This window comes from Paenarthrobacter nicotinovorans, from assembly GCF_007670255.1.
Lineage (GTDB): Bacteria > Actinomycetota > Actinomycetes > Actinomycetales > Micrococcaceae > Arthrobacter > Arthrobacter nicotinovorans_B.
In genome coordinates, this window is the sequence record NZ_SZVS01000003.1 from 192643 (window position 1) to 204863 (window position 12221).

The following is a 12221-nucleotide window of genomic DNA, read 5'->3' on the forward strand; positions in this document are numbered from 1 at the left end:
AAACTTCGATTTTACCAGTTGGCGATGCTTGGACACTGTCACGGGCGGCCCATAGGCTGTCCCCATGAAGCTCACCAAGTACACCCATGCCTGTGTCCGGTTGGAGAAGGACGGAAAGGTCCTGGTCATCGATCCCGGTACCTTCTCCGAATCGGAGGAGGCCCTGGAGGGAGCCAGCGCGGTGCTTGTCACCCACGAGCACAATGACCACATCGACCGGCCCGTAGTGTTGGCTGCCCTGCGAAGCAACAGTGCACTGGAAGTGTACGCACCGGCAGGTGTGGCCGACGCGCTGAAAGAAGACAGTGACGTGGCCGCGCGCGTCCACTCTGTTGATCCCGGCTCAACTTTTGACGTGGCGGGTTTTGGCATCCGGACTTTCGGGGGACAGCACGCTGTGATCCACCCGCAGATTCCCGTCGTGGCAAACATCGGCTACCTGGTGGATGGGAACGTATTCCATCCCGGGGACTCGTTCGTCGTGCCGGATGGGATCAGCGTCAAGACGCTCCTGGTGCCCATTAATGCGCCATGGTCCAAGGTGGGGGAGGTAGTGGACTTCGTCATCTCCGTTCGCGCACCCAAGGCCTTTCCGGTCCATGACGGACTGCTCAATGACCTGGGCCGCGGAATCGTTGAAGGCCACGTGACAAGGATCGGTGCCCGCTACGGCACGAGCTACAGCAAGCTGGCCCCGCGCGATTCGGTGGAGGTTTAGCCGGTCCACACTCCGGTGTCATGGAAGCGCTCCAGGACTTGCTCGTGCGGGACAGGGTCCAGGCCATGGGCAGCCAGCCACCCGGCGTCGTAATAGCTGCCCTCGTAACGGTCACCGGCGTCGCACATGAGCGAAACGATGCTGCCCTTGCGGCCCTCTGCCACCATCTGCGCCACCAGTTGCCAGACACCCCACAAATTGGTGCCTGTCGAAGGCCCGGCGTGGAGGCCTGTGATTTTGCGGAGGTGGCGCATGGCCGCAACCGACGCGGCGTCGGGCACCTGGATCATGTGGTCGATCACGGCCGGCACGAAGCTTGGCTCCGAGCGGGGTCGGCCGATGCCCTCGATACGGGAGGGGAGCCCGGTAGCGGTAGCGGCCGTGCCGTCCCGCCACGCCGGGTAGAAGGCGGAGTTTTCCGGATCAACCACCGTCAGGCGGGTGGCGTACCGGTGATAACGAAGGTAGCGGCCAATGGTCGCGCTGGTTCCACCGGTCCCGGCGCCCACCACGATCCAATCCGGCACTGGGTGCTCTTCAAGGGCGAGCTGTTCAAAGATCGATTCGGCGATGTTGTTGTTCCCGCGCCAGTCCGTGGCCCGCTCAGCGTAGGTGAACTGGTCCATGTAGTGTCCGCCGCAGGTCCGGGCGGTTTCCTCGGCGACGGCGTAAACCTCCGAGGCATGGTCCACCAGCAAGCATGAGCCGCCAAAGTCCTCGATGAGGGCAATCTTCTCCGGGCTGGTGGTCTTGGTCATGACAGCGATGAACGGCAATCCGATCAGCCGCGCGAAATAGGCTTCCGAGACAGCGGTGCTGCCGCTGGAGGCTTCCACGATCGTGGTTCCCTCGGTGATCCATCCGTTCACCAGGCCGTACAGGAACAAGGACCTCGCCAGGCGGTGTTTCAGGCTGCCTGAGCGGTGCGTGGACTCGTCCTTCAGGTACAGCTGCACGCCCCAATGTGCCGGCAGCGGGACCGCGTAAAGGTGTGTGTCCGCCGAACGGTTGTTTTCGGCCTCGATGGTGCGGATGGCCTCGTTGGCCCAGGTCCTGTCCTGAATACACGAATTGCTCACCGGACAAGCCTAGGCTGGAAACGTGGTTCCGGCAGCACCGGCACCAGCCCCCTGACGAAGGAGAACGCATGGCCACCCTGATGACTGTCCCGGAACTGCACCAACGCCTCGACGCAGGGGAGAGGATCGTTCTCCTGGACGTCCGGTGGGTCCTTGGCCGCAACGACGGGCACGGGAACTACCTCGCGGCCCACCTGCCCGGTGCAGTGTTCGTTGACCTGCCAACGGAGCTTGCGGACCACGCCGAGCCAGGACGGGGGCGCCACCCGCTGCCCTCCCCGGAACGGTTCCAGGAAGCTGCGCGCCGGTGGGGCATCAACGACGGCGACACGATCGTTGCGTACGACGACAGCGGCAGCATGGCCGCGGCGCGCGCCTGGTGGATGCTTCGCAACGCGGGGGCGGAAGCCGTTTACCTGCTCGACGGCGGCCTGGCCGCCTGGCGTGCCGCCGGCTACCCGCTGGAGGCTGGCGAGGTGACCGCCGTCGTCGGCAACGTATCCCTGGGGGATGGCCGCATGCCGTCCATCACCGAGCAGGAGGTCTCGCACTGGAGCCGCGGGGGAATCCTGTTGGATGCCCGGGCAGGGGAGCGGTACAGGGGTGAGGTCGAACCCATCGATCCCAGGGCCGGCCACATCCCTGGTGCACTGAGCGCCCCGACAACTGGGAACATAGCTTCGGACGGTACCTTCCTCCCGGCTGAGGAGTTACGACGCCGTTTTGAATTCCTGGGCCTGGATGACAACTCCAACGTTGCCGTCTACTGCGGGTCAGGGGTAACGGCCGCCCATGAAATCGCAGCACTTGAGATTGCCGGCTTCAACGCTGCGTTGTTCCCGGGTTCCTTTTCGCAGTGGTCGAACAACGCAGCGAACGACGTCGCCGTCGGTGATGCGCCGTTCGAAGACGCTGCGGTAGGCCCAAGTGGCATGAGCCCTGCCGACGGGAGTAGCGTCGAAGCATGAATCCTGGACGCCCCGTGCCCCCACCTCTTGCGAAGACCATCACTTTGGACACCACCGAAGCTCCCGCCGGAGTGCTGGCGGCGGCGTATGGTGCCACCTCGCCCGATAGCGGCCTGGTGCCGTTGACAGTGGCGCGCCGCGAGCCCGGTGATGACGACGTGGAGATCGCCATCGAATTCTGCGGCTTGTGCCACTCGGATGTCCACGCGACCCGCGGAGAGTGGCGGGTACCCCCGTATCCGCTGGTGCCCGGCCACGAGATTGTTGGCCACGTAACCCGTGTGGGAACCGCCGTGGAGGACTTCTCCGTGGGCGACCGCGTGGGGGTCGGATGCATGGTTGACTCTTGCCGCGAATGCGACAGCTGCCTTGAAGGCCTGGAGCAGTATTGCGAGCGTGGCAACGTCGGTACCTACGGCGCTGCCGACCCCCGCCATGCCGATGCCATCACCCAGGGCGGCTATTCGACGTCGGTAGTGGTGGACAAGCGCTTCGTGCTGCGGGTACCCGAATCGCTGGACCCGGCAGCAGCAGCACCACTCCTGTGCGCAGGCATCACCACCTATTCACCGTTGAGGTACTTCGACGTCGAAGAGGGCGACTCCGTAGGGGTGGTCGGATTGGGTGGGCTGGGGCACATGGCCGTCAAGATCGCCAAGGCCATGGGGGCCGAGGTCACGGTCTTCACTACTTCCGAGTCCAAATTCGATGCCGCCCGTGAACTCGGAGCGGACCACGTGGTGCTCTCCAAGGATGCCGACGCGATGGAAGCCGCCAACCGCAGCATCGACGTCATCATCGATACCGTCGCGGCCCCCCACGACCTCAACCCCTACTTCCGCACGCTCCGCCTTGATGGGGCGCTGTTCCAGCTTGGCCTTCCCGCCGAGGACATGCCTCCGGTCAGCCCGGGCCTGCTCATCCGCCGCCGCCTCGCCTACGCCGGCTCGTTGATTGGCGGGATCGAGGAGACGCAGGAAATGCTGGACTTCTGTGCAGAGCACGGGGTTGCAAGCGACATCGAAATCGTTGGGGCGGAACAGCTCAACGAGGCCTACGACCGCATGGTGGCCGGCGACGTGAAGTACCGTTTTGTGCTGGACACCGCAACACTTCAGGAACCAGCTGAAAGGGCAGACGCATGAGTACCTTGTTCACCAGGATCATCAACGGGGAGATTCCGGGCCGCTTCGTGTGGAAGGACGCAGAAGTAGTGGCGTTCCTGACCATCGCCCCGATCACCCAAGGCCATACCTTGGTGGTCCCGCGCGAGGAGGTCGACTCCTGGACACACGCTAGCCCGGAGCTTCTGGCCAAGGTCATGGATGTCGCCCAAAGCATCGGCAAGGTCCAGGAAGAGTTGTTCTCCGCCAAGCGCGTGGGTGTCCTGATGGAAGGCTTCGAGGTGGACCACCTCCATGTCCACGTGTGGCCCGCCTATTCCACCGCGGATTTTGAGATCCACAATGTCGACCACAACCCGGACCCGGCCGTGATGGATGCGACTGCCGTGAAGCTGCGTGCGGCGCTGAGGGCAGCCGGACACGGCGAGGCTGTCCCGGAGGACTGATTTCCCTGCCAGTTAACCCGGCGGTGCTGTAAAGGCACCGCCGGGTTTTTTTGTCTGCGGCCCTGGCTCGCTACGCGGGGGCGAGCGCTTGGTTCAGTGCCGTGCGTATCCGCTTCTCCGACACGGAGTAGGCCGTACCGAGCTCCACTGCGAAGAGACTGACACGCAGTTCCTCGATCATCCAGCGCACCCGGGTTAACTCAGCGCCTGCGCGACGTCCGGGGAGCAGCGCGGACACGGCGTCGTCATAATCGTCCTCCAAGGCCTGGACGATGCCCATGTTGAGGCTGTCCCGCTGCACATTGCCCGGCAGCTTCTCCAAGCGCTTCTCCATGGCCTGCAGGTATCGCGGCAACTGGCTGAGCTGGGCGTAGCCCGTTTGTGCCACAAAACCCGGGAAGACCAGCTGCTCGAGTTGGCTCTTCATGTCGTTGAGCGCACTGATCAGCGGCAGGCTCGCGTTGGACTTGAGCGCCTTCTGGATGCGGCGGGTACTGGCCAAAATACGTTCGACGACGGCGGTCACCGTGAAGACGGTGTCGATCAGTTCTGCCCTGACTACTTCGTAGAGCGCATCGAAGGACTCGCGGTCCCAGGGCAGTTCCTGCGGAACCAGCTTGTCGATCGCAGCCAAGGCGCAGTCAGCAATGAGGGCGCTGACCGACCCGTGGGGATTCTGGCTGAAGGTCAGTTTTTCGGTGTTGCTCAGGTGTTCCAGCACGTAGCGGTCCGGGGATGGGATCCGCAAGGCCAACAACCGGATGACGCCACCGCGCATGGCGGCTTCCTGTTCGGCCTTGGTCTGGAATACCCGCAATGCCACGGACTTGCCCTCGTCGATCACAGCCGGGAACCCGGTGACCGCGTGGCCCTTAATGCTCCGGCTGACCTGGCGGTCCACGGTGCCGAAATCCCACTCCGTGATTCCGGTGCGTTCTGCCACACCGCCCTCGACCGGCGCGGAGTTGCCGGAGGCCGGCGTCGATTGGCCGCCCGGGGCGACCACACCGTTCCCCCGTGAGGCGCGGGACGTCGTCGCGGGTGTAGCTCCCAGCGACTCGGCGATGGCGCGGCGGGTGGCCGGAGCAAGTATTTCCTGCAATTGGGCCAAGTCCTTACCCTCGTCCAGGACCTTGCCTTTGCTGTCTACCACCTTGAAACTGACACGCAAGTGGGGCGGCACTGCCTCCCAGTTCCACGAGCCAGGCGGAATGATGTGCCCTCGAAGCCGGCGCAGCACCAGTTCCAGGGAGGGCTCCAGCTCGTCGACCTCGGGATCGAAGCCGGCTTCCAGTGCTTCGGTGGCTTGCCTGGCGACATCCGGCGCGGGCACAAAATTCTTCCGGATCTGCTTGGGCAGCGACTTGATCAGGGCAGTGACAAGGTCCACCCGCTGGCCCGGAATCTGCCAGCGGAAGGGGGCGTCGTCCAGTTGGTTCAGGAAAAGCACCGGAACCTCTGCAGTCACGCCATCGGAGGGATTCGGAGTAGAACCCGGCGCCACGGGGTGGAACTCATAGCTCAGGGGCAGCTCAAAGCCCTTGTGAACCCAGGTCTTCGGATAGGCGGAGTCGTCCAGGGCTTCGGCGTCTTCGCTCATCAGCAGCGACTGGTCGAAGTCCAACAGATGGGGATCGGACTGGCGCGCGTCCTTCCACCACTTGTCGAAATGCCTTTCGGAGACCACATCCTTGCCGACGCGGGCATCGTAAAACTCGAACAGGGTCTGGTCGTCCACCAGGATGTCCCGTCGGCGCATGCGCGTTTCGAGTTCCTCTATCTCCTGCAGCAAGGCCCTGTTGCGATGGAAGAACTTGTGGTGTGTCCTCCACTCGCCCTCCACCAGGGCATGGCGGATGAACAGCTCACGCGAGAGCTCGGGATCGATGCGGCCGTAGTTCACCCGGCGGTTCGGAATGATGGGAACGCCGTACAGCGTGACTTTTTCATGGGCAAGCACTGCGCCCTGGCGTGATGACCAGTGAGGTTCACTGTAGCTGCGCTTCACCAGCTCAGGGGCGACTTGCTCGGCCCACAGGGGATCGAACTTCGCGGCAACACGAGCCCATAGCCTGCTGGTCTCCACCAATTCGGCGGCCATGACGTACGTGGGCGACTTCTTGAACAACGCCGATCCTGGGAAGATCGCGAACCGGCTTCCGCGGGCACCGGCGTATTCGCGCTTGCGCTCGTCCAGCAGCCCAATGTGGCTGAGCAGGCCGGACAGCAAACTGATGTGGATGCCCTCGTAGTTTCCTACGGGGTCCGCTTCGCGCTTGTTGTCGAGGCTGATGCCCAAGGGCTTGGCGAGTTGGCGGAGCTGGGTGAAAAGGTCTTGCCACTCCCGCACGCGCAGGTAATTGATGAATTCGTTGCGGCACAGTCTGCGGAACTGCGTGGAGGAGAGCTCGCGCTGCTTTTCCTGGAGGTAGTTCCAGAGGTTGAGGTAACCCGTGAAATCGGAGATCTCGTCACGGAAGCGTGCATGCTTCTCCGCTGCCAACTGCTGCTTGTCGGTCGGCCTTTCCCTGGGATCCTGGATGGTCAGGGCCGCGGCGAGGATCATGACCTCCCGGACGCAGCCCCGCTTGCCGGCCTCCACGATCATCCTGCCAAGCCGGGGATCGACGGGAAGTTGGGCGAGTTTCTGTCCGACGGCGGTCAGTCCACCGCCGCTGCGGCCGTTGCCGCGGGCGTCAGCGGACTTCTGCGCGCTCAAGGCGCCGAGTTCGCGCAGCAGCGTCACGCCGTCGTTGATGGCCCTGGTCTCCGGAGGTTCCACGAACGGGAAGTTCTCCACGTCCTTGGGTCCGCGGGCCACCCCCATCGCGGTCATTTGCAGGATCACCGCGGCCAGGTTGGTCCGCAGGATTTCCGGATCAGTGAACTGCGGGCGTGATTCGAAGTCCTCTTCCGAATACAAGCGGATCGCTATGCCTTCGGACACGCGGCCGCAACGGCCCGAACGCTGGTTGGCCGATGCCTGTGACACCCGCTCAATGGGAAGCCGCTGGACTTTGGTCCGGTGCGAATACCGGGAGATGCGCGCGGTGCCGGTGTCGATGACGTACTTGATGCCGGGAACCGTAAGCGAGGTCTCTGCCACGTTGGTCGCCAGGATGATGCGCCGCTTGCCTCCGGGGTTGAAGACGCGGTGCTGCTCCTGGAGGCTCAAACGGGCAAAGAGGGGAAGGACTTCAGTGCCGGCCAGGCGCCGGTTGCTTTGGATGCGGCCGTTGATGGCCTCTGCGGCGTCACGGATTTCGCGCTCGCCGGAGAAGAAGATGAGGATATCTCCCGGGGCTTCCTTGGCGAGCTCGTCCACGGCGTCGCAGACGGCATCGAGGGGATCGCGGTCCTCCTCGAGTTCGTCGTCGGAGCCCTCATCATCGGCATCGACGGGCTGCGACAGCGGCCGGTAGCGGATCTCCACCGGGTAGGTACGGCCGGAAACCTCGATGATGGGGGCAGGCCCGTCATCGCTGCCGAAGTGCTTGGCGAAGCGCTCGGGATCGATCGTGGCCGAGGTGATGATGATCTTCAGGTCGGGGCGCTGCGGGAGGATCCGCTTGAGGTAGCCGAGTATGAAGTCGATGTTGAGGCTGCGTTCATGGGCCTCGTCGATGATGATGGTGCTGTATTTCCGGAGCAGTTTGTCCCGCTGGATCTCTGCCAGCAGGATGCCGTCCGTCATGAGCTTGATCTTGGTGGCGGCGCTGACCTCGCCGGTGAACCGGACCTGGAAACCAACCTCTTGGCCGATTTCGACGTCGAGCTCGGAGGCAATGCGTTCGGCGACCGTCCGGGCTGCCAGGCGGCGCGGCTGGGTGTGCCCGATCAGTCCTTTGTCGCCAAGGCCCAGCTCGAGGCACATCTTGGGAATCTGTGTGGTCTTACCGGAACCGGTCTCGCCGGCGATGATGGTTACCTGGTTCGCGGCGATGGCCGCCATCAGATCCTCGCGGCGCTCGGATACCGGCAGCTCTGCGGGATAGGAAATATGAAGTGTCATGGCTGCTGCCAGTCTACTGTGGCCGGACCGGCGGCGGCATCGAGCCGGCGCGAGAGGTGCCGGGCGAAGGAGCGGAATTCCTCGGGTTCAAGAATTTCGAAGTCCAGGTCCAACGCCGCCAGGTAGGCTGCCGGTGCGGCGAGGTTATCCCATCCGGATCGAAGGATGGTCGCTGCCGGCCCGTCAGCGGTCAGCGTCGCGTACTGGGAACTGACGACGGCGGATGCCTCGCCAAGCGGCGCGCGGAGCCGCACCACGACGTCGAACCGGTAGGGCGAGCGCGTGATGGATTGCTGCACATATGCTGCCAGGTCCTCCGCCGGCAAGGGCCGGGGCGTGTACTTCCTGCGTTCGCTCGGCAGGGAAGCGAATCTGTCTGCCCTGAACGTGCGCCAATCCCCGCGCTCCACATCCCAGGCAACCAGATACCACCGGCGACCGGTATCCACCAGCCGGTAGGGTTCGACCAATCGTCGTGAGGCGTCGCCGTCGGAGGTGACGTAGTCAAACGTAATTTGCCGGCGATCCGAAATTGCCGCTGAGACCACGGTCAGTTGCTGGGGATCAACGCTTGCAGCGTTGCTGGGAAGCGAGGTGACCGCTTCTTTGAGCATCGCGAACCTGGGCCGGAGCCGGGAGGGGAGGACCTGCTCCACTTTGGCCAGGGCTCGGACGGAGGCTTCGCCGATCCCGGCAACAGGGCCTGCAGCCACGGAGTTCAGGCCCAGGGCCACGGCAAGGGCTTCGTTGTCGTCAAGGAGCAGTGGGGGCAATTGCGCGCCCGCGCCCAGCTGGTAGCCGCCGGCGATGCCGGGGGAAGCGTGGATGGGATACCCCAGGTTCCGCAGTTTGTGGATGTCCCGGCGCACGGTCCGCTCGGTCACTCCCATGCGATCGGCGAGATCCGGTCCCGTCCATTCCCGGCGGACCTGCAGCAGCGACAGCAACTGCAGCAGCCGGGCGGAGGTTTGAATCATGCAAGTGAATCTAGCCCATCAGCAGTCCAGGCGGAGGGCCGGCGACACACAAGGACGCCCACCGATGCAAGGATCCCTGCAGTGATCCTTGAAGCGGCAGGCGCCGGATGGATGGGTTGTGCTGATCGTGCATCAGGCCGGTAGGACCTAGTAGATACGGGGATTCCAGTAGGGGCCGCTGGGTGCCTCAAAAGCGGACCAAGGTTCTTTTGAGGTGACGGGCGGGTTGTGGCCGCGGCCATCCTTCAGGAGTGCTGAGACAGTAGCTGCGACGGCGGTGATGAGGACGATGAAGAGGATGATTCCGAAGATTTCCATGTCTCCAGACTGCTCCCTGGTGGGCTCAAGAAACAGTGGCAGAAATGCCCCATATGGACAATTTTCTGCCACACTGGAGATATGTTGAAATCAGTGGCAGTGATCGTCGTTCCGGACTTCTCCGTGTTCGAGTTCGGCACGGCTTTCGAGGTCTTCGGCATCGACAGATCCGACCGCGGTTCCGGTGTTCCGGCCTTCGACTTCCGGGTGGTCACACCGGAGCCCGGAGACGTCCGCATGAAGTCAGGGCCCTCCCTCCACGTGGACCTCGGACTCGAAGCTGCGGCGGATGCCGATCTGGTGATCATGGCGCCGTTTGGCAGGGACAAGGATGTCCCTGAGTCCGTCCTGGAAGCCCTGCGCGCGGCCCACGCCAGGGGAGCCTGGGTGATGTCCATTTGTTCAGGAGCCTATGCGCTGGCCCGCGCAGGATTGCTGGATGGGCGGCGTTGCACCACGCACTGGCACTACTCCCAGGACCTCGCCGGCCGGTACCCCTCCGTCAGGGTTGATGAGAACGTCCTCTACGTCCAGGACGGGACCATCATCACCAGCGCCGGCACCGCGGCAGGGATTGACGCTTGCCTGCACCTGGTCCGTGTGGAGCTCGGCGCCAACGTAGCCGCTGCGATTGCCCGCGACATGGTGGTGCCGCCGCATCGGGATGGCGGCCAGGCCCAGTTCATTGACCGGCCCATGCCAAGCTGCGGATCGGCGCCCATGGAGGCTCTGCTCCGGTGGATGGTGGAACATCTGGACGAAGAACACAGCGTGAACGAATTGGCCGCCCGCCTCCACATGTCACCACGCACCTTTGCCCGGCGGTTCCGGGCCGAAACCGGCACAACTCCGGCGGCGTGGTTGAACTCCCAGCGGGTGCTGCGGGCACAGGAGCTGTTGGAAACCACCGAACTCAACATTGACGAAATCGCCCGTGAAGCCGGGTTCGGGCACTCGGTCCTGCTCAGGCACCACTTCGCGAAAGTGCTCGATACCAGTCCGCAAAGCTACCGGAGGGCGTTTCGGGGGCAACTGGCCGAGGCCATCTAGGTCCGGCCAATGGGCTGGGCCGCGGGTCTGTGTTTCAGGCTTGTGTTCCGAGGTTCCAGGCTTGCGTTCCGGGCTTGGCGCCTGTCCGCCGGCTTAGCGCCGTCGGCCCAGGGTGCCCCTGGACTCGGAGCCTTCGGCCTTGGCGCACTCGATCAATTCCTGCCACGGTCCGGTGACAGCACGGTCCGGGAGCGTGGCGCGGCGCTGGCCGGCCCTGATGGAGTACATGAAGCGGTCCGGCTCATTGACGGCCCGGGCTTGGCTCTTTGCCTCATCCCAAGGGCAGGCCTCGACGATGGGAAGCCACCGCTCCTTGTCATCGGGGGACACCGCGTCCACGCTCCAAACACGCGTCATCGCGGCGATACCTCCACTGCGTTGGACCGTGATTTTCATGAGCCGCTGCTTCTCGTCCTACCCCTGCTGTGCCAGCACGCAGGCGGACCGGCTACAGGTCCCGCCGCGCGACTAAACCTTGACCTTCACAGTGTCCCACGCCTTCCGGACGGCGTCATGCTCCGGTGACCCGCTCCCGAAAAGTTCCTCAGCCGTTGCCAGCGTAGTCCTGGCGAACTTGCCGAAAGTGCACGTGGCGGGGAGCGCCCCACTGGTCAAAGTCCCGTACCAAATCTGCCCGGCAGCCTCCCAAGCATGGCCTCCAAGCTCAGCGGCCACCACATAGAAAGCCCTGTTGGGAATGCCGGAGTTGATGTGGACGCCGCCGTTGTCGGCGCTGGTCCGGACATAGCTGTCCATGGAATCCGGCTGCGGATCCTTGCCCAGGACATCGTCATCGTAGGCAGTGCCCGGAGCCTTCATGGACCGCAGCGCTTCACCCTGTACCTGGTCAGTGAACAAGCCCTGTCCGATCAACCAGCTGGCCTGCTCCACGGATTGCTGTTTGGTGTACTGCTCCACCAGCACACCAAATACATCCGACATTGACTCATTCAGGGCTCCGGCTTGGTTCCGGTAGGCAAGGTTGGCTGTGTACTGGGTGACGCCGTGGGCCAGTTCATGCCCAATGACGCTGATGGATTTGGTGAATCGCTGGAAGATCTGTCCGTCCCCGTCTCCGAAGACCATTTGGCTGCCGTTCCAAAAGGCGTTGTCGTAGAGCTTTCCGTAGTGGACAGTCGCATCCAGCGGCAGCCCGGCGTCGTCAATTGAATCGCGGCCGAAAATTTCGCCATACAAGCGGTGCGTTCCGCCGAGGCCGTCGTAGGCTTCATCGGCGGCATCATCACCCACGGGCGCCGCCCCCTCCTTGCGAACCAACCGTCCGGGAAGATCCTCCAACGATCCGGCGTCGAAGATGGTCCGTTTGGGAGGCCCGGGCTTGGCTTGGCGGGCACTTGGTGGCGCTGCGAGGATGGTGGCCGTGCGGATGGCCTGCAGGCCCTTGATCTGCAGGAGGGACTCCTTGGCAGCACGCGCGACCGCCCGGAGGCGGGGTTCGTCTTGGGCGGCAATCCTGCGAAGCATGTACGGCGGGACGATGGAACACATCACGGCAAACCCCTTTTGCT

The 12221-nt window shown here is 63.9% G+C and carries 11 protein-coding genes; 5 read left to right on the forward strand and 6 right to left on the reverse strand.

The features are described from left to right. Positions 1 to 64 precede the first annotated feature (64 nt). Positions 65 to 718, forward strand: a complete 654-nt coding sequence (locus FDP28_RS06200; RefSeq protein ID WP_144659841.1) for an MBL fold metallo-hydrolase — start codon at positions 65 to 67, stop codon at positions 716 to 718. Here the strand turns inward: FDP28_RS06200 and cds1 are convergent. Next, entirely contained in the window at positions 715 to 1797 is a 1083-nt protein-coding gene (cds1, locus tag FDP28_RS06205) for an L-cysteine desulfhydrase Cds1 (RefSeq protein WP_144659842.1), read from the reverse strand. The two genes, FDP28_RS06200 and cds1, sit on opposite strands and share 4 nt — an antisense overlap. A 68-nt stretch (positions 1798 to 1865) precedes the next feature. Between cds1 and FDP28_RS06210 the strand changes: the two genes are divergently transcribed. The 3 genes from FDP28_RS06210 to FDP28_RS06220 are packed head-to-tail and all read left to right on the forward strand — an operon-like array spanning position 1866 to position 4335. Further along, positions 1866 to 2765: a sulfurtransferase gene (locus FDP28_RS06210; protein ID WP_144659843.1), complete on the forward strand. Its 900-nt coding sequence runs from the start codon at positions 1866 to 1868 to the stop codon at positions 2763 to 2765. Then, positions 2762 to 3910: an NAD(P)-dependent alcohol dehydrogenase gene (locus tag FDP28_RS06215; RefSeq protein WP_144659844.1), complete on the forward strand. Its 1149-nt coding sequence runs from the start codon at positions 2762 to 2764 to the stop codon at positions 3908 to 3910. The genes FDP28_RS06210 and FDP28_RS06215 overlap by 4 nt, the downstream gene beginning before the upstream one ends. Then, complete coding sequence (locus FDP28_RS06220) at positions 3907 to 4335, forward strand: HIT family protein (protein WP_144659845.1); 429 nt, start codon at positions 3907 to 3909, stop codon at positions 4333 to 4335. The genes FDP28_RS06215 and FDP28_RS06220 overlap by 4 nt, the downstream gene beginning before the upstream one ends. Before the next feature lie 70 nt (positions 4336 to 4405). On the opposite strand, the gene hrpA is transcribed toward FDP28_RS06220, so the two are convergent. From hrpA to FDP28_RS20485, 3 genes are all read right to left on the reverse strand, one after another. Next, positions 4406 to 8347 (reverse strand): ATP-dependent RNA helicase HrpA, encoded by a 3942-nt coding sequence (gene hrpA, locus FDP28_RS06225; RefSeq protein ID WP_144659846.1) that lies wholly within the window; start codon positions 8345 to 8347, stop codon positions 4406 to 4408. Beyond that, positions 8344 to 9324 carry a helix-turn-helix transcriptional regulator gene (locus FDP28_RS06230; RefSeq protein WP_144659847.1) on the reverse strand — a complete coding sequence of 327 codons (981 nt, stop codon included), beginning with the start codon at positions 9322 to 9324 and terminating at the stop codon, positions 8344 to 8346. Before FDP28_RS06230 ends, hrpA begins: the two co-directional genes overlap by 4 nt. Positions 9325 to 9471: 147 nt before the next feature. Then, complete coding sequence (locus tag FDP28_RS20485; RefSeq protein WP_186313526.1) at positions 9472 to 9642, reverse strand: hypothetical protein; 171 nt, start codon at positions 9640 to 9642, stop codon at positions 9472 to 9474. A gap of 81 nt (positions 9643 to 9723) precedes the next feature. Here FDP28_RS20485 and FDP28_RS06235 point away from each other — a divergent pair, with 81 nt between their 5' ends. Beyond that, a complete protein-coding gene (locus tag FDP28_RS06235; protein WP_144659848.1) occupies positions 9724 to 10692 on the forward strand; it encodes a GlxA family transcriptional regulator in 969 nt (322 codons plus the stop codon). A 93-nt stretch (positions 10693 to 10785) separates the two neighbouring features. Here the strand turns inward: FDP28_RS06235 and FDP28_RS06240 are convergent, their stop codons facing one another. Next, entirely contained in the window at positions 10786 to 11088 is a 303-nt protein-coding gene (locus FDP28_RS06240) for a protealysin inhibitor emfourin (protein ID WP_144659849.1), read from the reverse strand. 72 nt (positions 11089 to 11160) lie between these two features. Further along, positions 11161 to 12201, reverse strand: a complete 1041-nt coding sequence (locus FDP28_RS06245; RefSeq protein ID WP_260842371.1) for a M4 family metallopeptidase — start codon at positions 12199 to 12201, stop codon at positions 11161 to 11163. Positions 12202 to 12221: the final 20 nt, after the last annotated feature.

Coding starts and splice junctions, on each gene's coding strand:
- FDP28_RS06200 (WP_144659841.1), top strand. CDS start 65: ATGAAGCTCACCAAGTACACCCATGCCTGTGTCCGGTTGGAGAAGGAC.
- FDP28_RS06210 (WP_144659843.1), top strand. CDS start 1,866: ATGGCCACCCTGATGACTGTCCCGGAACTGCACCAACGCCTCGACGCA.
- FDP28_RS06215 (WP_144659844.1), top strand. CDS start 2,762: ATGAATCCTGGACGCCCCGTGCCCCCACCTCTTGCGAAGACCATCACT.
- FDP28_RS06220 (WP_144659845.1), top strand. CDS start 3,907: ATGAGTACCTTGTTCACCAGGATCATCAACGGGGAGATTCCGGGCCGC.
- hrpA (WP_144659846.1), bottom strand. CDS start 8,347: ATGACACTTCATATTTCCTATCCCGCAGAGCTGCCGGTATCCGAGCGC.
- FDP28_RS06230 (WP_144659847.1), bottom strand. CDS start 9,324: ATGATTCAAACCTCCGCCCGGCTGCTGCAGTTGCTGTCGCTGCTGCAG.
- FDP28_RS20485 (WP_186313526.1), bottom strand. CDS start 9,642: ATGGAAATCTTCGGAATCATCCTCTTCATCGTCCTCATCACCGCCGTC.
- FDP28_RS06235 (WP_144659848.1), top strand. CDS start 9,724: ATGTTGAAATCAGTGGCAGTGATCGTCGTTCCGGACTTCTCCGTGTTC.
- FDP28_RS06240 (WP_144659849.1), bottom strand. CDS start 11,088: ATGAAAATCACGGTCCAACGCAGTGGAGGTATCGCCGCGATGACGCGT.
- FDP28_RS06245 (WP_260842371.1), bottom strand. CDS start 12,201: ATGTGTTCCATCGTCCCGCCGTACATGCTTCGCAGGATTGCCGCCCAA.